19 protein-coding genes and 3 pseudogenes are annotated in these 24,797 nt (G+C 50.7%); 18 read left to right on the top strand and 4 right to left on the bottom strand.

The features are described from left to right. Positions 1-17 precede the first annotated feature (17 nt). The 6 genes from RQN30_RS05070 to metA all read left to right on the top strand — a co-directional run bounded on the left by RQN30_RS05070 (position 18) and on the right by metA (position 7,352). Positions 18-890, top strand: a complete 873-nt coding sequence (locus tag RQN30_RS05070) for an o-succinylbenzoate synthase (protein ID WP_353061538.1) — start codon at positions 18-20, stop codon at positions 888-890. Between the two features lie 22 nt (positions 891-912). Beyond that, entirely contained in the window at positions 913-1,134 is a 222-nt protein-coding gene (locus RQN30_RS05065) for a hypothetical protein (protein WP_353061537.1), read from the top strand. A 382-nt stretch (positions 1,135-1,516) separates the two neighbouring features. Then, positions 1,517-3,400: a 2-succinyl-5-enolpyruvyl-6-hydroxy-3-cyclohexene-1-carboxylic-acid synthase gene (gene menD, locus RQN30_RS05060; protein WP_353061771.1), complete on the top strand. Its 1,884-nt coding sequence runs from the start codon at positions 1,517-1,519 to the stop codon at positions 3,398-3,400. A gap of 157 nt (positions 3,401-3,557) precedes the next feature. Continuing rightward, the gene (locus RQN30_RS05055) at positions 3,558-3,896 is read left to right on the top strand and encodes a hypothetical protein (protein ID WP_353061536.1); all 339 of its coding nucleotides are present in this window, start codon (positions 3,558-3,560) and stop codon (positions 3,894-3,896) included. A 340-nt stretch (positions 3,897-4,236) separates the two neighbouring features. Continuing rightward, on the top strand, positions 4,237-6,195 hold the full coding sequence (locus RQN30_RS05050) for a S1C family serine protease (RefSeq protein ID WP_353061535.1): 1,959 nt from the start codon (positions 4,237-4,239) through the stop codon (positions 6,193-6,195). 233 nt (positions 6,196-6,428) lie between these two features. Further along, a complete protein-coding gene (gene metA, locus RQN30_RS05045; protein WP_353061534.1) occupies positions 6,429-7,352 on the top strand; it encodes a homoserine O-acetyltransferase MetA in 924 nt (307 codons plus the stop codon). A gap of 259 nt (positions 7,353-7,611) precedes the next feature. On the opposite strand, the gene RQN30_RS05040 is transcribed toward metA, so the two are convergent. Continuing rightward, the gene (locus tag RQN30_RS05040) at positions 7,612-8,142 is read right to left on the bottom strand and encodes a DUF4870 domain-containing protein (protein WP_353061533.1); all 531 of its coding nucleotides are present in this window, start codon (positions 8,140-8,142) and stop codon (positions 7,612-7,614) included. A 97-nt stretch (positions 8,143-8,239) separates the two neighbouring features. Beyond that, positions 8,240-10,454, bottom strand: a pseudogene (locus RQN30_RS05035) (NADP-dependent isocitrate dehydrogenase). Between the two features lie 703 nt (positions 10,455-11,157). On the opposite strand from RQN30_RS05035, the gene RQN30_RS05030 reads away from it, so the two are divergent. From RQN30_RS05030 to RQN30_RS05010, 5 genes are all read left to right on the top strand, one after another. Beyond that, on the top strand, positions 11,158-11,631 hold the full coding sequence (locus tag RQN30_RS05030; protein ID WP_353061532.1) for a protein-tyrosine phosphatase family protein: 474 nt from the start codon (positions 11,158-11,160) through the stop codon (positions 11,629-11,631). Between the two features lie 152 nt (positions 11,632-11,783). After that, positions 11,784-12,509, top strand: coding sequence for an alpha/beta hydrolase family protein (locus RQN30_RS05025; RefSeq protein WP_353061531.1), 726 nt, complete (start codon positions 11,784-11,786; stop codon positions 12,507-12,509). Positions 12,510-12,719: 210 nt separating this feature from the next. Then, entirely contained in the window at positions 12,720-14,111 is a 1,392-nt protein-coding gene (locus RQN30_RS05020; protein WP_353061530.1) for a M18 family aminopeptidase, read from the top strand. Next, entirely contained in the window at positions 14,098-14,595 is a 498-nt protein-coding gene (locus RQN30_RS05015; RefSeq protein ID WP_353061529.1) for an AMP-binding protein, read from the top strand. Before RQN30_RS05020 ends, RQN30_RS05015 begins: the two co-directional genes overlap by 14 nt. Then, a complete protein-coding gene (locus RQN30_RS05010; RefSeq protein ID WP_353061528.1) occupies positions 14,592-15,857 on the top strand; it encodes a class I adenylate-forming enzyme family protein in 1,266 nt (421 codons plus the stop codon). Before RQN30_RS05015 ends, RQN30_RS05010 begins: the two co-directional genes overlap by 4 nt. 140 nt (positions 15,858-15,997) lie before the next feature. Here RQN30_RS05010 and lipA read toward each other — a convergent pair. Then, positions 15,998-17,022: pseudogene (lipA, locus tag RQN30_RS05005) on the bottom strand (lipoyl synthase). Positions 17,023-17,050: 28 nt separating this feature from the next. Continuing rightward, on the bottom strand, positions 17,051-17,785 hold the full coding sequence (gene lipB, locus RQN30_RS05000) for a lipoyl(octanoyl) transferase LipB (RefSeq protein ID WP_353061527.1): 735 nt from the start codon (positions 17,783-17,785) through the stop codon (positions 17,051-17,053). A 216-nt stretch (positions 17,786-18,001) separates the two neighbouring features. Between lipB and RQN30_RS04995 the strand changes: the two genes are divergently transcribed. The 7 genes and pseudogenes from RQN30_RS04995 to RQN30_RS04965 all read left to right on the top strand — a co-directional run bounded on the left by RQN30_RS04995 (position 18,002) and on the right by RQN30_RS04965 (position 24,632). Beyond that, a complete protein-coding gene (locus RQN30_RS04995) occupies positions 18,002-18,655 on the top strand; it encodes a hypothetical protein (RefSeq protein WP_353061526.1) in 654 nt (217 codons plus the stop codon). Between the two features lie 358 nt (positions 18,656-19,013). Beyond that, a complete protein-coding gene (locus RQN30_RS04990; RefSeq protein ID WP_353061525.1) occupies positions 19,014-19,220 on the top strand; it encodes a hypothetical protein in 207 nt (68 codons plus the stop codon). 123 nt (positions 19,221-19,343) lie between these two features. Then, positions 19,344-19,661: a hypothetical protein gene (locus tag RQN30_RS04985; protein WP_353061524.1), complete on the top strand. Its 318-nt coding sequence runs from the start codon at positions 19,344-19,346 to the stop codon at positions 19,659-19,661. After that, positions 19,658-20,962: a peptide ABC transporter substrate-binding protein gene (locus RQN30_RS04980; RefSeq protein ID WP_353061523.1), complete on the top strand. Its 1,305-nt coding sequence runs from the start codon at positions 19,658-19,660 to the stop codon at positions 20,960-20,962. Before RQN30_RS04985 ends, RQN30_RS04980 begins: the two co-directional genes overlap by 4 nt. A gap of 74 nt (positions 20,963-21,036) precedes the next feature. Next, the gene (locus RQN30_RS04975) at positions 21,037-21,963 is read left to right on the top strand and encodes an ABC transporter permease (RefSeq protein WP_353061522.1); all 927 of its coding nucleotides are present in this window, start codon (positions 21,037-21,039) and stop codon (positions 21,961-21,963) included. After that, positions 21,956-22,900, top strand: a complete 945-nt coding sequence (locus RQN30_RS04970) for an ABC transporter permease (protein WP_353061521.1) — start codon at positions 21,956-21,958, stop codon at positions 22,898-22,900. Before RQN30_RS04975 ends, RQN30_RS04970 begins: the two co-directional genes overlap by 8 nt. Then, a pseudogene (locus tag RQN30_RS04965) lies at positions 22,897-24,632 on the top strand (dipeptide ABC transporter ATP-binding protein). Before RQN30_RS04970 ends, RQN30_RS04965 begins: the two are co-directional and overlap by 4 nt. Positions 24,633-24,797: the final 165 nt, after the last annotated feature.

Below are 24,797 nucleotides of genomic sequence, written 5' to 3'. Positions count from 1 at the left end.
CCAGCTATGCTGGTTTCATGGGCAAAACAATTTTTCAGCCGAGTGTATTTACCAGACTCGCAGCGGAGCAAGGTGAGATTCAGGCATTCATATACGAGCTTGAAATGCGCGTACAATTTCGCGGAATTACCGTGCGTAACGGTGTGCTGCTGCATGGTCCGGCCGGATGGGCCGAATTTTCACCTTTTTGGGGTTACAGTACAAAATATAGTGCGCGCTGGCTGCTGGGAGCATTGGATACGGCAATAAACGGACCTGTGAACGTGCAGCGCAGCGAAATCGCAGTAAATGTAACTGTTCCAGCGGTTGGCGCCGCGGAAGCTGCACAGATTGCGCTTGGTTTGGGAGCGGATACTGCAAAAGTAAAAGTGGCTGAAATCGGGCAAGACCCGAAAGACGATTTAAACCGGCTTGCTGCTGTACGGGACGCGTTGGGGAAGAATGCGAAGATTCGAATTGATGTGAATGGGCGTTGGGATTTGCAAACGGCGCTTGAGCTTTTACCGCAGTATCATCGAGCTGCCGGCGGGCTTGAATACGCCGAACAGCCCTGTATGGAAGTGGTAGATTTAGCGGCAATTCGCCGGCGGTATCCGCAAATTAAAATTGCTGCTGATGAGTCGATTCGCCGCGCAGAAGATCCGTTCCGGGTACGTGCGCAAGAAGCTGCCGACTTAATAATTGTGAAAAACCAACCGTTGGGGGGTGTGCGGGCTGTGCTTGAGCTGCTTCAGGAAATTGAAATGCCGGCTGCGGTTAGTTCGGCGCTTGAAAGTTCTCTCGGTTTGGCAAGCGGCCTGCATCTGGCGGGAGCGCTTCCGAATTTACGCTACGCGTGCGGGCTGGGTACGGCAAAACTTTTTCCGGTGACGTCACCCCGCATCCGTTGATTGCACGCGGGGAAAGCTGATAGTGCGGGAGGTAACCCCGGATTTATTGCTGGCAGCGTATCGCGGCAGGGAATCAAGGGGTGAATATTCTGCCGTTTCAGTTAATGGTGAAAAACTTTCAGCACCGCTGCCGAGTATTGCGACTTGGCGAAAATGGCAGCAGCGGATTACTGAAGTTTGGGAGTATTGCCGCGAACACGGATGGGTCGGGAAAGATTTGCACCTAAAATTGGCGTCGCTGTGATTCGGGTAATTTCATCCAGCTGTAAGCGTGAATGCTGTATGAGCGTGAATATTTTATGAGTGTGAATACCTGATAACGGTAAATAATACTTGGTGCTGAAAACGCTAAGCCGAGTTTTCAAACGCTAAGCCGAGTTTTCGCCGGTTTTTAATGACGGCAGACAAATACCGGCAGATTCAGGTAAAGATAAGATTCAGGTAACAATAAAATTTTAGGTAACTTCGAATCGTTCAGCTGCTGCCTTTCGGCTGTGCAAAAAACACAGCCGGAATTTCCTGGATGTGAGTTCATCTCTGATGGCGTATCGATTAGCCTGAGGGTAAACTTCAATTCGGCGTTAATCGTTATTTATATCTGTGATGATTTTTATGGAAGTGTGCCAATGATCCAAAACCACGCGCAAACTCCTGTCATTGAACTTTCTGCTTCCGTCGCCCGGGAGATTATTGCGACGGCAGTTCGGCTGGGAATTCGCCAATTTATCCTCTGTCCCGGATCGCGCTCTGCACCGCTTGCGATTGCACTTGCGCAGGCTGAAGCGGCGGGGATACTTGATTTATACGTGGAAACTGATGAGCGTGTAGCAGGGTTTATTGCGCTGGGAATGGGGAAAGCAGGCAAGCCTGCTGCCGTCGTCACCACATCCGGTTCGGCAGTGGCGAATCTGCATCCGGCAGTTGAAGAAGCTTGCTGCTCGGCAGTGCCGATGATTGTAATCAGTGCTGATCGGCCGCATGAGCTGCGCGGGGTGCGTGCTACGCAAACCACGGATCAAACACAGATTTTGCGCGGGTCAGTTCGGAAATTGGTTGATTTGCCGGCAGGAATATCCGATATGCGTGCAGTGCGGAATCAGGTTCGGCGCGTTGTACGCAGCGCGCTCGGGATTGGGTTTTCCGGTGCGCAAGGTCCGGGTCCGGTGCAGCTTAATGCTGCTTTTGCCCCGCCGCTGCATACTGCCGCACCATGGAATCTTGCATCCCGCAAGCACAGCAGTTTTCCGCTTCCGGAGGGAAGTAATGATTTTGATAACTGCGGTGCTGCTGATTTTGCGGCTGAAAGGATGACGGCGCAGACGCAATTCGCAGCACCTGTGCAGTGCAAACTAAATCCGAAACTTGCCGGCATCTTAAAACTCACGGTAATTGTTGCCGGCCCCTCGCCGCTTGAAAAAACTGCGGAATTTGTACAGCATTTTCTGCCGCAAATTGGGCAGATTCCAGTACTTGCTGAACCGGGAAGTGCTCTGCGCCGGATTCCGCAGGCGATAATAGCTTATCCGCAGCTGCTTCACAGCAGTCTTGGTTCGCAAATCGAACGGGTAATTATGGTTGGGCATCCAACACTGACACGTGAAGTGAGTGCATTACTTTCCCGTGATGATGTCGAAGTAATTGCGGTAGATGAACCGCCCACTTTCACCGATATCAGCGGTCATGCGGCGCAGATTATTAATCTTGCCGATATTGGTGCATATTTGACGGCAGATTTAGACTGGTACAAAAAGTGGGAGCGTGCTTCTCTCCAGGCGCGGCGGATAATTGCGAAACATCTTGCGCAGCTTCCAGCCGGTGATACGGCGCAGAGGGTGAATGCTGAAAACGCTGCGGCTGTATCTGCTGAAAGCGCTGCGAATCTGCAGGATATGAAACGAAAAGCGGCTGAAAAGCCGCCGCGGCTCGGGCAAACGGAAATCGCCATCGCACTTGCGAACAGCTCGACTCCGACTTTTTACGCTGCATCTTCGATTATTCGCGAAGTAAATCTTTACGGCAGCTGTGCGCGCCAAGAAGTGTATGTAAACCGCGGACTTGCCGGTATCGACGGTAATATCTCAACAGCAATCGGTATTGCATATGCGCGGCGTGAGCCGGTGCGCGCTGCCGTCGGCGATCTTGCTTTTATTCACGATCTTGGTTCGCTTGTGAAAACCAGCGGAGAAAATCGTGAATTAGATTTGCAGGTGGTGGTGCTTGATGACGGCGGAGGATCGATTTTCGCCACGCTCGAATACGGCGATGGTGATGAAGCAGTGTTTGAACGGGTTTTCCGTACCGCAAAAGAATTTGATTTTCGCCGGTATGCCCAGGCACTTGGTGCAAAAGTGAAATTCCGTGAGTTTACCGGAAGTTTTTCCCAATTGGAAGATTTTTTGCGCAGCCGCCGAATGGAGTGGAAATTGTGTATTTCAACTTACGTGGTGAATCTATGCGCCAGATTCGCAGTGCGCGCCGGAGTTTGCGGAATCAAATTCAAAGTGTGCTGAACTAATTCCAGATTTCCGGATAGCGAACCGATTCCTTGACGGTAAGCCGATTTTTTCTGATAGTGAACCGATTTGCGGTGTTATCGTGAATAATGTGCATGCCAAGAATGCAGCTTTCCCGCGCTTACGCTACGTAAGCGACGGCAGGAACTCAGGTTTGTTACGTAAGTGGTGGCGGGAACTCAGGCTGCAATTATTGCCGTTGAAAGTGCTTGCGTTTGTACTGGTCACGAGCTTAAAGTTCCGACGGCTCTCCCGTCGTTACTTAAAAATGCTCATTTTGCCACCAGTTGCGTTAAAAAATACGGATTTTGCCATCGGTTATGTTAGTTGGGTCCGGTTTGGCCGGGTTCCAAGCGGTGTTTTTGCACAGCGGTCAGGCTTGATCTATGCAAAAACACTGCTTTCCACCCGAAGAAACACCGGCTTTTTCATGCCACTAACACAAAGAAAATGTGAAGAGCCGTCAAAGCCGATTCTGCAACCAGTTACGTGAACTCGCGAGGATTTTACCGTCAGTTATGTACGCCGATACCCGCGGTACAAAAATATGCAGCGCCGGATAAATACGCATACCGCGAATGAAGCGAAACAATTCATGAAAAATTACCGAAAACAGTTTAATAGTAAATCAATCACATTCGCGTAATTTTCAGCAAATATTCAGAAAAGCTAGATGTTCTTTGAAGAAAAAGTGTTTATATCTAAGTTTATACCTAGATATAAACCTAGATTAATGCGAAACAAGCTGTGATTGTCCGCTGCTTGTGCTGAAATATTTTGCCGCAATTTAGACTGTTAAAATGGTGTGCAGCGAACGAGGGAAGGCAGGAAAAATGAATTCTGAAGATAATAACTTTGAAAACGAGATTCCGGCAGCGCCAATAAATACGACGCCGCCCAATAGCGGAGGTTTGGCAGATTATCATCGCGATGGGAATCCGAGTGAACAGACCGAACACGTCGGAGAGCAGTTTACGCACCAATTTGGCGCTGCCGACGCTGCTAGCGCGGATGCTGTGAGTGAAATTTCCGCGGATACTCTTACAGATACTCCCACTGATACTCCCGCAGACACTCTCTCGGAAAATGCCCGGCAGCGGCAGGCGCTTCATCCGGAGACTCGTCCGGCACTTCGTCCGGTGATTCGAAACTATCCGGTTAGTGCGCAGCACAATCACGCTGCAGCAGAATTTAATTCGGAAGTGTCGGAAATATCCGAAGTATCTGAAGTGCCGGAAGTCTCTGCAGCTTCCAACTCGGCTGTTAAACCTGCTGAATCTGCTAAATCTACTGAATATGCTGAACCTGCTGAGTTTTCCGGCGGGAAAGATTTTCAAACACAATCGGCAGCCGTTCCGCTTTCAACAGATACGAATCAAACACCGCCTGATTCCAACTTGCGGGAAGAACCGCAGCCGCAGCCGTTATTGCCGCAAAACCAATCGCAGCAAGGAGATTCACACCAGGAACAGCAGGCAGTTAATAATCCGCAAATATGGCCGCAAACTCAGCCGACTGCCGATAATTCTAGATTTGCTGCTGCAAGTGCATCCGGGCAGACTTTCGCTCCGGATAATATCGCAAACCAGAATGGGGCAGATTTGCATTATGCCGGTCTGAATAGTGCTGATAACGCGGCAAGTCTGCCGTACCTGCAGGCGCTTCCGAAGAAGCAGCGGAAACGGCGCGGTCCAAGCTGGTCTGCGTTTGTTGTCGGCATGATTCTTTCTGCACTGCTGGGCACCGTTATGTCAGTGGGGATAATGAGTATTCGCTACGACGGAACACGGCCTTCAACGTTTTCCACCACGGAAGCAAAAGCGGAACCGGTGGTGAAAACTGACGGCAAAACTCCTGACTGGGAAGCAGTTGCAAAAACTGTCGGTCCGACGGTTGTGGCAATTGATGCGCAGTCGAATTCAGGCAGTGCAGCCGGTTCAGGGGTAATTATTGATAAAGAGGGTCATATTCTGACCAATGATCATGTGATTAGCGGTGCAAAAGATATTTGGGTCAAACTTTCCGACGGCCGCTTGTTTGCGGCAAAACTTGACGGAAAGGATCCGGCTACTGATTTGGCGGTAATCTCCTTGGAAAACCCGCCGTCGGATCTTGCGGTAGCGGTTTTAGGAAATTCCAGTGAGTTAAAAGTCGGCGAACCAGTAGCAGCTATCGGAAATCCGCTTGGTTTAAGTTCGACGATGACTTCCGGTATTGTGTCTGCGCTTGACCGTCCAGTGCAGACGCTAAACCGCGAGGCGCAGAATATCAGTGATGCCCGCGTAGTGACGAATGCGATTCAGCTTGATGCTGCTGTGAATCCTGGTAATTCCGGAGGGCCGGTATTTGATGCGCAAGGACGTGTGATTGGGATTGCTTCATCGATTGCAACTACTCAGGCAAGTGAAAGTGCGCAAGGAGGTTCAATTGGGCTGGGGTTTGCAATCCCGATTGATCTTGCGAAAAATATTGCTGACCAGCTGATTGAAAATGGTGTAGCTGAACATGCATATTTGGGTGTGACTATTCGCGACGGCGTGGCACGGTACGGCGCAGAGCAGCGTTTGGGGGCACAGATTGACTCGGTGCAGCCCGGCACTCCGGCTGCAAATGCAAAACTTCGTGAGGGTGATGTGGTTGTTGCCGTAAATGGGCGGAAAGTTGTGTCGGCTGTCTCGCTTACCGGATATGTGCGCCAATATAAGTCGGGTGAACGGGTGACGCTTACGATTGCCCGCAATGGTGAGCTGCAAGATCTTGACGTGGTTCTGGCAACGAAAGTTGATCAGTAAGCCGATCAGCAAGTTGATTAGCAAGCCGATCAGTAAGTCAATCAGGAAGTGACCAGCGGGAACTGGAGCGGTTAGCGTGCTCGCATTAACCGGAATCTGGTTCCCGCTTCTCGCAGTGTGTGCAATTTCCTGTTTCTTTCTGTTCCTATGGTTAACTGATGTCTAAGGACATAGCGAATTGGCGCTTTTCTCCTCCGGCAGCAAAGATAACTAAGTTTAAAAGGGTGAATGCGATGCCTTTGATTATTCCGCAAAATTTACCAGCGTACGACGTGCTCGGCAGAGAGAACGTTTTTGTGATGCATCGTGAACGTGCCGTCGGGCAAGATATTCGCCCAATCGAAATTTTGATTCTGAATCTGATGCCAACGAAGACGCAGACTGAAACACAGCTTGCACGGCTGCTGGCAAATAGTCCGCTGCAGGTTAATTTCACGCTTTTAAAGACGGCTTCACACGACTCGAAAAATACTTCGCAAGCGCATCTTGACGCTTTTTACCGTACTTTTGCGCAGGTGAAGAAGCAGTGTTTTGACGGCATGATTATCACTGGCGCACCAGTGGAACATCTTGATTTCACGGATGTTGATTACTGGGATGAGCTGAAAGAAATTATGGATTTTTCGCTCACGAATGTTTATTCGACGATGCATGTGTGTTGGGGTGCGCAGGCTGGGCTTTACTACCATTACGGGATTGAGAAGAAGCCGCTTGCTGAGAAAATGTTTGGAGTTTTCGAGCATCGCGTGGTCGACCCATTTGTACCGCTGCTGCGCGGATTCGATGAAGTGTTTGCTGCTCCGCATTCACGGCATACCGATATTGATGCGAATGCGGTAGCCAAATGTTCTGATTTGAAAGTACTTGCGAAGAGCGGTGAAGCGGGAATATATCTGTTAAAAACTGATAACGGCAGGCAGATTTTTGTCACCGGGCATCCTGAGTATGATCTTTACACGCTTGATGCCGAATATCGCCGTGATTTAGCTGCGGGAAAGATGATTGCGCCGCCGAAACATTACTACCCGGATGAGAATCCGGAAAACCTGCCGGTATTTCGCTGGCGTTCGCACGCGCATTTGCTTTATGCCAATTGGCTGAATTATTACGTATATCAGGATACGCCATATGATCTTGCGGAACTTACTGCAGTTTAAAAACTTATCTGCCGATTTTCAGCTGCTTCGGGAGGAAGTAAAAGGATTAACGGCAGCAGCAGTTAGTGCGGATTTTGCTCTGGTTTATGGATCCGGCAGCGGAAACTTGAACGCACCTGACTGCGGAAAATCGCATCACGAGTTCTTTCCGCCGCTTAGGTGCGAAAAAGTTTTTCCGCCAGTTGCGTATCGTTATGTATCGCTGCGTATAATTATGTATCGTTACGCAGAATTGACTGTTTCTTTCCGCCGCTGCGGATTAACTTAGAATTTTCAACTGCAGCGGGTAATGGTATACCCGATTATTTGACGCTGCAATTACTGCTCTAATATGGTGCCAAAGAAGCAAAATAAATGTGCTGATCCAAATGAGTATTGCGATTGGAATCAAAATAATTGTGAAAAACAGCACCCATGCCAAAGCGTTTAAGATCCACAAACTTAAGTTGAAATTGAACGACTGCGCAGCCGAATTGCGGACATAAGCACTTGAATCTTTCTTAATGGCCCACACAAGCAGCGGACCAATGAAAGAAAGCCAGCCTGCGGAAATAAATGTTGCGATAATGGCAGAAATATGCGCCAAAATAGCCCAGGTGCGCTCTTCGGAAGTAATTCCGAAGAGTCCCGGCTGGCGGTTCCATTGCTGCTGTTGGCTGTTTGCATGCCAGCTATTTTGCTGCTGCCATGCATTTTGGCTGTTTGTTTGCCAATTAGTTTGTTCGCGACTATTTTGCGGGTCTTGCCAGTTTGGTGCAGACTGCTGCCACTGCGGATTTCCGTTTGTCATATGGCAATTATACTTGTGCAAAGATGGAATCTGAAAAGAAAAAGCGCACAGCGTAGTTGAACAAAATAGCTGATTTCATTTTGAAACTATAATTTTATCAGCCGCGCATTGAATCAATGATTCCATTCAGCGTCCGTGAAGGGCGCATGACTTTTGCGAGCAGCGTAAGGTCTGGATGATAGTATCCGCCGATATCGACGGGATTGCCCTGGACCGCTGCAAGCTCGGCAATAATTTTTTCGGCATTTTCGCTCAATGATTTTGCAAAAGGTGCAAATTTTTCTGCCAGCTGCACATCGCGGGTTTGCGCGGCGAGGTTTTCCGCCCACCGCAAGGCAAGCCATGCATGTGAGCCGCGGTTATCCAGTTCGCCAGTGCTGCGCTGCGGAGACTTCCCTTCGGTTAATAGCTGTTCGGTGGCGGTATCGAGCGTATCGGCGAGAATTTCGGCTTGCAGATTGCCGTCGGTGCGGGCCAGCTGGCGCAGTGATTCAGCAATTGCTAAGAATTCTCCGAGCGAATCCCAACGTAAGTGATTCTCTTGGACAAGCTGTTGGACATGCTTTGGGGCAGAACCGCCCGCTCCTGTCTCGAAAAGTCCTCCGCCAGCCATTAGCGGAACAACAGAAAGCATTTTTGCAGAAGTTCCCAATTCGAGGATTGGGAAAAGGTCAGTGAGGTAATCCCGCAGCACATTCCCGGTAACTGAAATTGTGTCTTTCCCGGCACGGATTCGATCCGCGCTGAACTGGGCGGCAGCTTCCGGTGAAAGAATCTGAATTTCAATTCCGTCGGTATCTTCTTGCGCCAGATATGCGCAGACTTTTTGTTTCAGCAGCGAATCATGCGCGCGCGACGGATCAAGCCAAAAGACTGCCGGGGTTCCGGTTAAGCGTGCACGGCGCACTGCGAGCGATACCCAATCGCGCACTGGAGCGTCTTTTGTCTGGCATCCGCGCACAATATCCCCGGCTGCAGCCGCGATTTTCAGCAGTACCTCTCCGTTGGAGCGGCGCAGTTCTACCTGGCCGGATTTGTGAATTTCGAAAGTCTTATCATGCGAACCGTACTCTTCTGCTTTTTGCGCCATCAAACCGATGTTTGCTACAGACCCCATAGTTGCCGGGTCAAAAGCGCCATGTTTTTTACAATCAGCAATCACAGTCCGGTACACGCCCGCATATGAAGAATCAGGGATTACGGCAAGCGTATCTTGTGCCTCGCCTTCGCGATTCCACATCTTTCCGGAGTTGCGGATCATCGCCGGCATTGAAGCATCGACAATCACATCAGATGGCACATGCAGGTTCGTAATGCCCTTGTCGGAATTTACCATTGCAAGTCCGGCGCCTGCAGAAAGCTCCGTAAGGAAAGCTTCCCGGATCTCGGATCCGTCTGCTAATTTTTCAAGACCGGAGAAAATTGCGGCGAGCCCGTCGCGCGCCTGTAAGCCTGCTTCCGCTAAACGTGCGCCGTATTTTGCAAAGACAGCAGCGAAATATTTTTCGACCACATGTCCGAAGATGATTGGGTCAGAGACTTTCATCATCGTCGCTTTTAGATGTGCTGAGAAAAGCAGGCCCTCCTTCCGGGCAAGAGCAACCTGTTCGGTGAGGAATTGTGCTAAAGCTGAACAGCTCATTTTTGAAAGATCGAAAATCTCGGATGCGGTTACGGGGATATCGGAGCGCAGCACGGTTTCTGTTCCGTCGTCATGTACAAGTACCATCTCGACGGTACCGTCAGAATCGATTGCAACGGACTGCTCAGTGGCGCGGAAATCGCCTGCATGCATTGTTGCAACGCGAGTTTTTGAATCGGCAGACCAGGATCCCATGCGGTGCGGATGTGTTTTGGCAAAGTTTTTCACGGCAAGCGGGGCGCGGCGGTCAGAATTTCCTTCACGCAGCACCGGATTTACGGCGGAACCTTTTACGCTGTCGTAACGCATACGAATATCTTCCGCTTCGGGAGTATGCGGATTATCCGGATAGTCCGGGAGTGCGTATCCGTGAGTCTGCAGTTCAGCGATTGCCGCTTTCAGCTGCGGCAGTGAGGCGGAAATATTGGGGAGTTTGATAATATTTGCTGTCGGATTTTGCGTCATAGCTCCGAGATGGTTTAGGGCGTCAGGGTGCGCTGCTCGCAGGGAGATAATCGTTGAATGCTGCTAATATCCGCCCGGAGAGCGAGATATCGGCAATTTCCACTTTGATTCCGGCTTGTTTGGTGAAGCCTTCGACGATTGGCAGGAGGGATGCTGTTGCCAGCATTGGTGATTCGTCGGTGTGGGTGTAGATAATCTGAGCCATTTTGCGCTGCCCCTTTGCTTGTTTTATCGCGCTAACTGTTTAGTTTGATTCGGTTTCTTTTTCTGCTGGATAGCTGGAACTGACTTTTCAAGTGTATTTTGTTGGTTGCAGTTTTGATGCGGCTGTGCGGCTGTATGCGATTCGGCGGAAATCGAATCGCTGCACGTTTGGGAACAGCTTATTCCCGTTTTCGCCGCGAATTTGGTGTTCGTGCGCTTCGTAAACCCGGTTTGGTGAATTTACGAAACAGCTGCATCGTCTTTGCAGTAAGTATAGCTGATTATTCCGAAAATGTTTTGATATTAAGATATTTCTTTTCTGAGCGGAAATAAATGTAATCCAATGCGGATAACTTTTATCCGGATATTTCCGAACCGCAGCTGAAAATCGGCTGCATAATTATTTTTTGAATGCACTGGAAATTTGCGTGTAACGAAAAATTGAAAGAGGTGCCGCAGAACATATCCGGTCAGGGAAAATCTATGAAGATGATTGCATATATATGTGAACTCGCTCAAGAAAACCGCTAAAAGTGCCATTTGGTTTGGTTCGTCGTTGTTCAGCATGGCTAGAATCGTGGAACAAACAGCTATTGCAATATTGATGCAAGATTGTTGTCGGTGTCATGCGTGTCGCTTTCTTGAAAACTTTCAGTTGAAAATGCGCTGGCGATAACGATTTTGGCAAAGGTGAGGGCGGATAAATGGAAAACTGGAAACTCGACGACGGGCTGGTGCAATTTCCTTCGGGGCGAAGAATCCGCGGGCGCTCATGGAAAAATCCGGTGGCGGAAGAAGCAGATTTTTCACTTGTTCTCACAACTGTTTCCGGAAAAGAATTTGCGAGTTACTCGCTGTTTCCCGGTTCGACGGAAAACATTATGATTGACTGGCCTGATGAACGGCTGCCGCGGCGCGCTTCACATGCGCTTTCACAGCTGCGCCAGGCATGGGAACGTTCAGAAAATGAACGCGTGGAAATAGTTTGCCGGACCGGAGTAGGGCGAGTCGGAACGGCGCTCGCAATTATTGCGGTATTTGAAGGAATGGCTCCGGATGCGGCAATCGAATTCGTGCGTGAAAACTACAACCGGAACTCGGTAAGCTCACCGGCGCAGCGCGGATTTATCCGGGAATACGTAACCCGGCCTGAGGGACTTGACGGTTTCGAAAAATAGTTGAATCTTCGCCTTTCGGCATGAATATCCGCAATAAATGTCTCAATTTGCTAAAGATTTCTTTTTTGATTCGCGGGTTCCAAGGTATGCGCCATATACTCGTTCAAGTGAATAATTCGACGCAAAACTCGCAAATGCAGGAGAAGCAGGTCATGTTTGACCTTGCTTCGCTTGATATTGCGAGCCAGGAAGTCGAAAAGTACGGTGTGCATCCGGATCAGTTTATTGAATGGTACGGTCCGCAGGATGGCCGAGCGGTAGTTGCCGTTCACGGCGGCGGTTTAAACGGGAGCGGAAGATTAAAATACCTGCGTCCGGCTGCGCTTGCCCTCGGAGAAGCCGGATACCGTGTCGCTTTAGTTGAATATCGGCAGGCTGAACGGAATCCGGAAATTACTTTTGAAGATATTTCCACGCTTACCCGGCTTCCGTCTTTTGCGGATGCAATCTGGTTCGGGCATTCATTCGGGGCAATTTTTGTTATTGGGGCATTGCTGGATCCGGAAACACCGGTATCGCGCTGTGTGGCTGCAGCTCCGATTTTGGATTTGCGCCGTGAAGTTGAGGAATCTGCCAACTTCACCGAAAATGCGCTCGCAAAATGGCTTGGAGGTTCCCCATACTATATTCCGGATGTGTATGCGAAATATGATCCGGCAGTGCTTTATGCGCGGATTGGCGGGGCTAACGGCTTCTCTGCCCGCGGATATCATCTCGATTTAATCCACGGTTCAGCCGATATGACTGTGCCGGTGCAGCATACGAAAGATGCGCAGAGCGAACCGTTCAATATTGCGATTGTGCCGGGAGCTAATCATTATGATGTAATCCGCCCCGGGCACGATGCGTGGTTATTTTTGCTTGGTGCGCTTGGGTGATTATTCTCTGGGATTGTCCGGCATCCGCGGATTATCCGGTATTCGCCCCGTAGCGCTGAATTACGGCAGATTCGAAAACGGGAAGCTTACGGTACGGAGAAAAACGGCATCCAATGCACACGATTCTGGATTGCGGGAAACGGTTTAACTCCGGCGGGATGTATGCGGAGCTGAATACAAGGATTGCCGCGATGCGCGTAAAATGACCATATGGCTAATTTGAAAGTACTTACACCAATCGATTTTGCGCAGAGTTTTGCGCAGTTCATTTGCGCTGCTCCAACTTCATATCATGCGGCAGCCTGGGAAGCAGCAGAACTGCGGAAAGCAGGTTTTATTGAACAAGATGAACATGAAAAATGGATCGGGAGCACCCGCGGATTCGTACAGCGTTCCGGAGCGGTGATTGCGTGGCAGCTTCCGTCGAAAATCGGTCCGAATACCGGATTTCGGATCGTCGGATCGCATAACGATTCTCCGTCGTTTAAGATTAAACCTAATCCAGACACTGCCGCGTTCGGATTTTCACAAGTGAATGTCGAAATTTACGGCGGACCGTTGCTTAACTCCTGGCTCAATCGTGATCTTGGAATTGCCGGGCAAATCAGCACGATTGACGGCGAGACACATTTAGTACAGACTCCGCCGATAATGTTTATTCCGCAGCTTGCACCGCACCTTGACCGCACACAAAACACAGATTTGAAACTGTCTTTACAAGTTGATTATCATCCCGTCTGGGCGCTTGGGGAACAAAGCGTATTTGAATACCTAGCTGCATCTGCCGGTGTTGCCGCGAACCGCATTGCCGGAATGGATTTGTACGCCTACGACGCAGAACAGCCGCGGATTTTCGGCGGTGTGAGCGGGGCGGATTTCTTCGCTGCCGGACGGCAAGATAATCTTTCCTCAGTTTTTGCGGCGTTAAATGCTTTTCAGGAAGCTGCTGCGCTTACCGCGGGTGCGGCCGCCGAAATTGCTGATTCGCACGATGAACATGAAGCAAATGCGCATGAAGCAAATGAATACGATGGAGATGTGCTGATTTTTGCGGCTTTCGATCATGAAGAGGTCGGTTCAAGTACTTTTACCGGTGCGGAAGGGCCGCTCCTGGAACATATTTTGCGTCGGATATGTACATCGCTTATATCGCGCCGCAGCTCCGCGAATGCGCAATTTTCCAGCGATAGTGCGGAAGCTTTCCTGCAGATGCTTGCAAACTCATCCTGTATCTCGGCGGATGCTGCGCATTCAATCAATCCAAATAAGGCTGAAAAACATGATCCGGCACACCATCCTGTGCTCGGCGGCGGTGCAATTTTGAAAATCAATTCGCAGCAGCGCTACGCGACGGAAGCGCAGGGGATTGCGCTCTGGCTGCGCGCTTGTGAATCCAGTGCGGCCCCGACCCAGGAATTTGTTTCAAATAACGACGTGCCTTGCGGCTCTACTATTGGTCCCGCAACGGCAGCACGGCTTGGGATTGTTACTGTTGATGTGGGGATTCCGCTGCTTTCGATGCATTCCGTACGCGAAATTAGCGCACCGGCAGATTTGCTTGGGCTTGCAAAAACATTGAAAGAATATTATGCCGGCGCCTAAGCGTATTATTTACGGCGGCGATGGGAACTCCAATATGTATTTTCGTGAAAATTTCGACGGGAAAGATGCTGAGTTTCCCGCAATTCATGGTTCGCATTTCAATCCGGCGCAGAGTCTCGACCGTGCAGCGCTTGCCCATCCGAATCGTGCGAATCTGATTTACGGGGAACAGGTTTGGACGGTTAGCGAGAGCGCAAAAGCTGCACGGCAAATCGCGGAATTGCTGCTTTCGTGCGATGTGCGCAGCGGCGAGCGGGTGGTGCTGATTTCGCGAAATTCACCTTATCATCTGCTGATTCACGCGGCTTGCTGCCGTATCGGCGCCGTGTTTGTGCCGATTTCTTATCGGCTGCAGCGGCGCGAATTGGCGCAGATGCTGCAGATTTGCACGCCGAGCGTCGTAATTACGGATTCAGAGACGGCAAACGAACAAAAGATATTTCGGCAAAGTGAAAAAGCGGAAAATCTGCGAACCGGGATTTGAAAGGGTATTTCTTTATTGACGACGATCCGCAGGCGCCGGCAGATTCTTCGGTAATACTGCAGCAGTTTCCAGCGCAGCCTTTTGCGCAGGCATACCGCAAGTTTCCCGGGAATTTACTTTCGGCTGCGGGCGGAGAAATTTCGCAGTTTGCTGCAAGCAGCCGAGATGATTCGAAACCAGGTTCATTGCTGCTGAGCAGGGTCAAATATGCTGCCGGATTAGCGGCGATTCTTTTTACTTCCGGATCTGCCGGTGTGCCAAAAGCAGTGGGACTTACACATGAGCAGCTTTACTGGGGGAATCAGAATCTGCGTGATGGATTTGAGTATTCTACGGCTGATACTGAGATTGTAGTTGCGCCGCTGACGCATATCGGCGGTTTCAACGGCACTACGCTTGATCTTTTCTCGCATGGCGGCACGGTGGTGATTATGCGGGAGTTCGACCCGCAGAAGCTGCTTGCGCAGATTGAGCGGTATCGCGCGGCGATGATGTTTGGCGTGCCGACGATTTATGCCGCGATGCTGAATCATCCGGATTTTTCAAAACGCGACCTTTCATCCTTTCGCTTGCCGTTGATTGGAGGTGCGCCGGCTGCGGCAAGTTTGCTTAACCGTATGGCTGCAGCTGGGCTGCGCCCGATTAACGTCTGGGGGATGACTGAAACTTCTGCGTCAGGATGCTGCCTTTCAAGCGAAAATGCGCTGCGGGCTGTCGGCTCAATTGGTGTTCCGTTCCCGCGGATTGCTGCGCGTGTGGTAGATCCGGCTACCGGACTTGACGCAGAAAACGGCGTGGGCGAATTGCTGCTTTGCGGGCCGAGTGTGATTACCGAATACTGGAATAATCCGGAAGCAACGGAACGGGCTTTTATCGGGCAATGGCTGCGGACCGGAGATTTGGTGCGGGTGGATTCCGACGGGAATTTCTGGGTAACTGGCAGAATCCACAATCTGATTAATACCGGCGGTGAAAAAGTCGCCCCCGAAGAAGTCGAGCGAATACTTAGTGAATATCCGGGTGTTTCGGAGTGTACCGTCGTCGGAATTCCTGATGAACGTTGGGGCGAAGCGATTGCGGCTGCTTTTGTGATGCAGGCGGGGAAGAAGCTGCCGTCCTTGCCGGAGCTGCGTGATTTTGCTGCCGGAAAGCTGGCTGGATATAAGATTCCGAAATTTGTTTGTGAACTGCCGGAATTTCCAAGTACTCCGAATGGAAAAGTTGACCGTGCAGCTCTCGCGGAAATTTTGGGGAAGAGTTAACGGGCTGACTCGGGATTTCAGCTAATGCGGATTCGTGCAGTTCGGAAAATGAAAGTAACCGCAGGGCATGCAGGCGCTGCGGTTACTTTTGGTTTGGTGTGTTGTTCATCCGGCGGTGCGGATTTTATCCGGCGGGCTGCCTAGTTTTGGATTCGTGCTAAAACCGAGGCGGCTTCTTGGCGCGGTACCGTCGTATCGTTTCCGATTGCGCGTAAATGTGCGGGAATCTCCCATCCTTTCGCTTTCATTGCGCGCGCCCAGAGCGTGCCGGAGCGGTACGAAGATCTTACCAGCGGACCTGCCATAATTCCGGCAAAGCCGATTTCATATCAATCTTGGTTAGTTCTATAAATTCTTGCGGTTTTACCCAGCGGTCGATGGGATGGTGCAGTGCAGAGGGGCGCAAGTATTGGGTAATCGTGAGAATATCGCATCCTGCGTCGTGTAAATCTTGCATCGTTGCAATCACTTCATCGTGTGTTTCGCCCATTCCGAGAATCAGATTCGATTTCGTAATCAGTGAGTTTTCGGAAGCGAATGTGAGTAAATCAAGTGAACGTTCGTAACGGAAAGCCGGACGGATTTTCTTGAAAATCCGCGGTACTGTTTCGAGATTATGTGCGATAACTTCCGGGCGTGCGTCAAAAACTTGCTGCAAAGCCGGTGCGCCGCCGCGCATATCGTCAATTAAAAGTTCTACACCGGTATTTGGGGAAAGCTGGTGAATCTGCCGGCAAGTTTCGGCATACAGCCAGGAAGCGCCATCTTCTAGATCGTCGCGTGTAACTCCGGTAATTGTGGTGTAATTTAGCTCCATTTCGCGGACTTTTTCTGCTACCCGCCGCGGTTCGTCGGTATCGTATTCGGTTGGGCGTCCGGTTTTAATGAAGCAGAAATCGCAGCGCCGGGTGCAAATATCTCCGCCAATTAAGAATGAGGCTTCGCGGTCTTCCCAGCATTCATAAATATTCGGGCAGTTTGCTTCTTCGCAGACTGTGTGCAGGGAAGCGCCATGCACCCGCGAGCGCATATCGCGGTATTCTTTTCCGACGGCAGCTGTTGTTTTAATCCACTTTGGTTTTTGTTCAATTGGGGTTTCCATATTGCGTGTTTCAACGCGCAGGAGTTTGCGTCCATCTGGGTCAACGCGCGGTGCGGGGCTCACTTTTCCTCCTCATTCTTTGGTTTCCATGCTACGCCGGTTTTTTCGGAAGTTGCCGTGATGCAAGATCTTTCCGGGCGCGTTCAAGATAAGTGTTTGGGTCTAATTCGGTGAGTTCGGTGCTGAACCGCTGCGGGAGAATGAATTCTTGATAGGCGGCGTTCAGCTGCGGGGCAAGGCGGTGCAGTGCATTTGTGAGACTGCTTTCCGCGCCTTGTGCTTTGAGGGATGTGACTCCGGCGTCTGAGATTCCGCATGGAACTACTTCCATGAATTTCGTAAGTTCTGTGGTGACATTAAAAGCTATGCCGTGCATTGAGGTTTCGTGTGCGAATTTAATTCCAATCGCGCAGAGTTTTTCGTCTTGGATATTGGGTTTACGAATCCAGACTCCGGAACGTCCCGCAACTTGCTCGCCGTGTATGCCGTATGCTGCAAGTGCGCGGATGATTGCTTTTTCGGTATTGCGTACAAACCGTACGGTATCGTGCGGTGCCTGGACTTTCACGATTGGATATAACACGAGCTGACCGGGACCGTGATAGGTGACGGAACCGCCGCGATCCATTTGAATTACTGGAATGCCGCGGTTCGGGATATCTTCGGGTTTTGTGCGCCGTCCGGCAGTGTATACGTCGTTTGCTTCCCATGCGATGAAAGTGTCTGGGTGCTGCAGTGTACCGACTTCGGTGTTGAGACGGCGTTGGATTGCGTCGACGAGCATATAATCGAGCGGACCGTGATTGAGAAGATTCAAAATGTGCACACGTTCAGCCTAGTACTTTCGCCCTAGGGCTGCGACTTGTGTCTTGTGAGTCAGCTCAAGACGGGAAGTGTTTTTCGTGTTTTCGCTTTGGAATCAGGGAATCGTGATTGTTTTTTTGAGCGGGAATCGTGTTCCGGAATGGGGATTATGCTTCATGCGGGGGTATTTTCAATGTTGGGATTGCGTTCAATGAAACAAGACCGCCAGAATAGAACTATGAGTTTCGAATATTTGCCGCCGATGAAAGAATCCTCCCTGCCTGATGAGCCACGGTATGTTTTGCGGGGGCGAAATCAGTTCTGGAAGTTTGCTGTTTTTGTTGCTTTTTCGGCATTCTTTGCGGTGGTGATTTATCTCGATCGTGCTTCTCATGCCACTGTTGAACCCGTTCTTGTTGCTTTGGGAATCAGCGTTATGGCGTATTACTGGTATTTGGTGCCGTATTTTGAAGTTACTCCGGTTGGTTTGCGGCTGGTGAATGTATTTTCAACGCGTGAGATTCATTGGGAGATTTTCCGAAATGTGGATACGCGCTTCGGGTTGGTTGTTGCAAGTGAAGCGGATGTGTGTACTGATTCGGCTAGTTTTTCGAAGCCGGAAAACTCCGGCGGTGTTCAGGGTAGTGCCGGTGAATCCAGCGGCGGCGGCAAGTTTCGCAAACCGCGTCTGTACCGCGATAGTGTTGGTGCTTTTCCGGCACGGGCAAAGTATGTGCAGGGGAGCGGGCTTCGCTGTGGGATAAAGCTGGTGTGCATGAATTGCAAGTTACCGTCGCTGAGATTCCGGAATTGGTTTATGGAATGCGTGAGCTGCATCGGAAGCACACGAATCCGAAAGATCTTTATCGCGGACCGACGGAGCGGTCAATAATTGCACGGAAAGTGCAGTGGAATACTGTAAATATTGCGATTTGTGCGGCGTGTGCGGCGGCGGTTGCCGGCGGAATCTGGCTGCTGGTTATTTAGAGCGCTTTGTAGTATTTGGGTGCGCGGCTGTTTGAATTTCTGCGGTGCGGGTTCTTTCCGGGTGCGGGCCGCAGATTGCGGGCCATTGATTTGCGGCAAGTTCTTGTTTTTCTTTGTTTTTTGCTGCGGCGGGATTTTCGGTATCTTCGCGCTTGTAATAAAATCTGGAATTGCATCTCAATATGTGAACAATGTTTTTTGTGGTTTAGTTTACATTTCTCCTATTTTGCTGCCTGCAATGCGCGCGAATCTAAAACGAGTAAATGAATATTAAAGCAATCGTAAGTAAAGAAAAAGCGCAGTCAAAAATACTTCGTGTACATATCGATTTAGCAGGTAATAACGTGTCGGAAGCTGTGCTGCAGGCGCTTGCGGCCGAAGCGGATTTTGCATACCTTTCACAGTTTGTGAATAATTATGCAGATTTTGGTTCTGGTTTGCGGGATGCTGAAAACGCTTTGCGGCGGTAATTTGCGAACATTTCCCAATAACGGATTATCCGATTGTGTGTATACTTATTCGCTAAGATGTCCTGATGCATCTCGAATCTCGCATTAAGTGCAGATTCCCTGTCGGTACACACAGGAGGAAAAATGAAAACACGCACGATGAAACTTGTTGGTCTGGCTCTCGCCGGCGCACTTGCACTGAGCGCCTGCGGCAATTCTGACAATGGGGATGCTGCTAAAGGCGGCGACGCGAACGCAGTAATCACCGTCAACGCAACCGAGCCGCAGCATCCGCTGATTCCCGGCATTACCAACGAAGTTGGCGGCGGCAGAATTTTGAACATGATTAACGCCGGCTTGGTTTACTACAAGGCCGACGGCAGCACCGAAAACGAACTTGCAGAATCAATTGAGCCGAACGAAAATAATAGCCTTTTCACTATTAAGCTGAAAAAGATTTGAAGTTCTCTGATGGCTCCCCGCTCACTGCAAAGAACTTTGTGGACTCATGGAACTACATGGCGAACCCGAAGAATGCACAGGCGCAAGGCTACTTCCTTGAAGATGTTAAAGGATACACCTCCGAAGAAAATGCGGACGTGCCGGAACTTACCGGCTTGAAAGTGGTAGACGATCAAACCTTCACTGTTGAACTTTCCAAATCCGTGGCGGATTTCCCGCTGCGCTTAGGATACTCGGCATTTGCTCCGCTTCCGGAAAAAGCATTCGAAAATCTCGAGGCTTTCGGTGAAGCGCCAGTCAGCTCTGGGCCGTATATGGTTGCGGAAAACGGCTGGGAACACAACGTTTCAATCAAGCTCGTAAAGAATCCGGAATACAGCGGCCCCCGTGAAGCAAAGAACGGCGGAATTGATTTTAAAATTTACAATTCGCAAGATGCTGCATATGCCGACCTTCTTGCCGGTAACCTGGACGTACTCGACGCAGTACCGGATTCCGCATTTGAATCTTATGAAGCCGACCTCGGCGACCGTGCAATCAATCAGGCCGCTGCAATCTTCCAGTCATTCTCAATCGATGTGAACGCACCGCATTTCGGGATGAATGAAGAAGGCAAACTCCGTCGTGCCGCGCTTTCAATGGCAATCGACCGCGAAGAAATCACCAAGACAATTTTCCAAGAAACCCGCACTCCGGCTACCGATTTCACCTCCCCGGTTATCGATGGTTATACCGATTCGCTCACCGGAAATGAAGTGCTGAAGTTTGATGCCGCAAAAGCGAAAGAATACTGGGAGAAAGCAAACGCAATTTCTCCGTGGGAAGGTGAATTCTCCATCGCCTATAACTCCGACGGCGGTCACCAGGCATGGGTTGATGCAGTGACCAACCAAATTAAGAACACCCTCGGAATCGAAGCAATCGGAAACCCGTACCCGGATTTCAAGTCTGTACGTGACGATATCAGCAACCACAAGCTGATGTCTGGTTTCCGTACCGGCTGGCAGGCAGATTATCCAGGTTTGTTCAACTTCCTCGGACCGCTATATGCAAAGGGCGCGCCTTCAAACGACGGCCAATACGATAATCCTGAATTCGATCAGCTCCTTGCTGCCGGCAATGCGGCAAGCAGTGTGGAAGAAGCAAACAAGAGCTTCGTAAAAGCTCAGGAGATTTTGCTGCAGGATCTTCCGGCAATTCCGCTCTGGTATTCGAATGTGAACGGCGGTTACGGCGAAGCCGTGAAGAATGTTAAATTCGGCTGGGACAGCCAGCCGCTCTATTACTTGATTGAAAAGTAATCCAGAAGATTCTCTGCAACCAGGTGTGGAGGGCGGCTTTCGGAGCTGCCCTCCGCATACTTGAAAGTAGAAAAATGACAAAGTATATTCTCCGGCGTCTGCTGCAAGCCATTCCGGTATTTCTTGGAGCTACGCTTTTGATTTATGTGATGGTATTTTTGATGCCAGGCGATCCGGTGCAGGCACTCGGCGGCGACCGCGGCTTAAATCCGGCAGTAGCGGAAAAAATTCGCGCCGAATTTAATCTCGATAAACCGGTAATCGTGCAGTACCTGCTCTATCTCAAAGGCGTACTCACACTGGATTTCGGCACGACCTTCTCAAACCGGCCGGTACTTGATGTGCTCCTTGGAGCATTCCCGGTCACGATTCAGCTTGCTTGTATGGCACTCGTTTTTGAAGCAGTGCTTGGGGTAACTTTCGGGTTTATTGCCGGCTTGCGCCGCGGCGGGATTTTTGATTCTTTTGTTCTCGTAATTTCCCTCACCGTAATCTCAGTGCCGACATTCGTAATCGGCTTCCTGTGGCAGTATATTTTCGGCGTGAAACTCGGTATTTTCCCGGTAACAGTGGGCGGAAATGTTTCCGTCGAATCGCTGTTAATGCCGGCAATTGTGCTCGGTTCGGCTTCGTTCGCCTACGTACTGCGGCTTACGCGGCAATCAGTAGCCGAAAATTTGACGGCAGACTATGTGCGCACAGCACGGGCAAAAGGTCTTGGCTCACGGAAAGTCCTCACGCGCCACGTACTGCGGAATTCGCTGATTCCCGTCGTTACATTCCTCGGTGCAGATCTTGGTGCGCTGATGGGCGGAGCAATCGTGACCGAAGGTATTTTCGCAATCAACGGCGTCGGCGGTACGCTCTATCAAGCCATTATTAAAGGTGAAGCAACCACAGTAGTTTCCTTTACGACGGTACTGGTTCTCGTCTATATCGTGATGAACCTGCTGGTTGATTTGCTCTATGCCGCTCTCGATCCAAGGATTCGCTATGTCTGAGATTTATGAAGATCAAACACATTTTGTAGATGAAATAGACGAAACCGGGCTTGGTGCGGTAGATGCAGTAGCTGATGAATCCGCCCCCTCCTCGATGTGGGGAGAAGCCTGGAAATACTTACGCAAACGCCCGCTTTTTTGGGTCTCGGCTGCAATTATCGCAATCGTGTTAGTGATGGCAGCAGTTCCGCAGCTCTTTACCTCCACCGATCCGCGGTTTTGCGAACTTGCAAATTCTTCGCACGGCCCATCTGCCGGGCATCCATTCGGTTTTAATCGGCAAGGCTGCGATATTTATGCACGCTTAATTTACGGTGCCCGCACTTCCGTAGTTGTCGGGGTAATGGCGACGGTGCTCGTCACTATCGTCGGCGTGATTTTCGGCGCACTTGCTGGATACATTGGAAAATGGGCGGATACACTGCTCTCGCGCTTAACCGATATTTTCTTCGCAATCCCGTTTGTCCTCGGTGCAATCGTGATTATGCAGCTCTTCAAAGAAGACCGTACCGTGTGGATGGTGGTGCTCGTACTCGGTATTTTCGGCTGGCCGCAGATTGCGCGAATTACCCGCGGCGCAGTAATGGGAACGAAGAACGAAGAATTTGTGACAGCGGCACGGGCACTTGGCGTGCCGGAATGGAAGATTCTCACCTCGCATATTTTGCCGAATGCGGCAGCTCCGGTGATTGTGTACGCTACCGTCGCTCTTGGAACTTTTATCGTTACCGAAGCAACACTTTCGTTCCTTGGGCTGGGCTTGCCGACTAATGTGGTTTCGTGGGGTGCGGATATTAGCGCAGCGCGAACGTCACTGCGCACGAATCCGATGATTTTGTTCTATCCGTCGATTGCGCTGGCGCTTACCGTGCTCAGTTTTATTATGATGGGCGACGTGGTGCGTGACGCACTTGATCCGAAGGCGAGGAAGAAATGACGGTTAACGATAATTTCGTTCCAACTACGGGCGGTCAAGGCCAGCCGCTGCTGCGGGTTACCGATCTGGAAGTAGCTTTCCAGTCAACCACCGGGATGGTGCCGGCAGTGCGCGGAGCATCGCTGACGATTTATCCGGGGCAATCAGTGGCAATCGTCGGTGAATCTGGTTCCGGAAAATCGACAACGGCAGCTGCAATTATTGGCTTGCTTCCCGGCACTGGCAAGGTGACAGCGGGGCGGATCGAATTCGACGGCGCAGATATTACGAATCTGCCGGAGAAAGAGATGAGCCGAATTCGCGGCCGGAAAATCGGGATGGTGCCGCAAGATCCAATGTCGAACCTCAATCCGGTGTGGCGGATCGGCACGCAGGTGGAAGAGGGGCTGCATGCTACCGGCGCCGTGCCGAAAGAACAGATTGCTGCGCGGGCAATTGCCGCACTCGAAGCAGCCGGACTGCCGGATGCGAAACGCCGTTCGAAGCAGTATCCGCACGAATTTTCGGGCGGAATGCGCCAGCGGGCGTTAATCGCAATGGGACTTGTTTCCAAACCCAAACTGCTGATTGCTGATGAGCCGACTTCAGCGCTTGACGTCACAGTGCAGCGGCGAATCCTCGATAACCTTGCAGAATTGACTCGCTCTACCGGCACGGCAGTGCTTTTATTACGCACGATCTCGGGCTTGCAGCAGAACGCGCCGCACATCTAATCGTGATGCACCGCGGGCGGATTGTGGAATCAGGACCATCGCGCGATATTTTACAAAACCCGCAGCACCCATACACGCAGCGGTTAGTGAAAGCTGCGCCGTCGCTTGCTTCGCACCGGATCCAGTCTGCACACGCAGCCGGGCATAATTCGGAAGAAGAACTGATGGGCGCAAATAAAGGCGCCACCGCCACAGAAGACGTAATCCGAATTGCGAACTTAACGAAGATTTTCGATATTCGCGGGGCGAAAGGCGCAGCCGGAAAACTCACTGCAGTAAATGATGTGTCTTTCGGTTTGCGCAAAGGCACTACACTGGCGGTGGTGGGCGAATCCGGTTCAGGTAAATCTACCGTCGCAAATATGATTCTCGGGCTGCTTCAGCCCACTTCAGGAAAAATCTACTTTGAGGGAACCGATTTAGATACGCTCTCGAAGCAGGAAAAGTTTGCAATGCGCCGGAAAATGCAGGTGGTGTTTCAAAATCCATACGGTTCGCTTGATCCGATGTATTCGGTGTTCCGCTGTATTGAAGAACCGCTGCGTACACACAAGGCGGGAACAAAGAAAGAACGCGAAGACCGCGTGGCGGAACTGCTTGATTTGGTGGCGCTGCCGCGCAGCGCAATGCGCCGATACCCAAACGAACTTTCCGGAGGGCAGCGGCAGCGTGTGGCAATCGCGCGGGCGCTCGCATTACGCCCGGAAGTAGTGGTACTTGATGAGGCCGTATCGGCGTTAGATGTGCTGGTGCAAGACCAGATTCTGCATTTGCTCAATGATTTGCAGGCACGCCTTTCGCTGAGTTATTTGTTTATTACTCACGATTTGGCTGTGGTGCGCGAAAATGCTGACGACATTGCGGTAATGCAGCATGGAAATCTGGTGGAATATGGATCGGCTGATGAAATGTTTGCCAATCCAAAAACTGACTACACACGGGAACTGATTGAAGCTGTGCCCGGCGGGCAGCTGCTTTCGGCTCGTGAAGGATATGCAAACCAGATGCTTGATACATGAAAATAGGGGTAAATATTTTTGCGGGCATTTGAGCTGGATTGCGGATCAAATGCCCGCAGCTGCTGCGCAGCGGATATTTCGGCTGGTTTCCCTGCATATTGTCAGCTATCGATAGCGGTTTCTCGTGTTTGCCGCCGCTGTGGCGCTTGGAAAGATAGCTTACAG

The organism is Arcanobacterium hippocoleae (assembly GCF_040360365.1).
Lineage (GTDB): Bacteria > Actinomycetota > Actinomycetes > Actinomycetales > Actinomycetaceae > Arcanobacterium_A > Arcanobacterium_A hippocoleae_A.
This window is presented reverse-complemented; position numbering and strand designations above follow the sequence as displayed.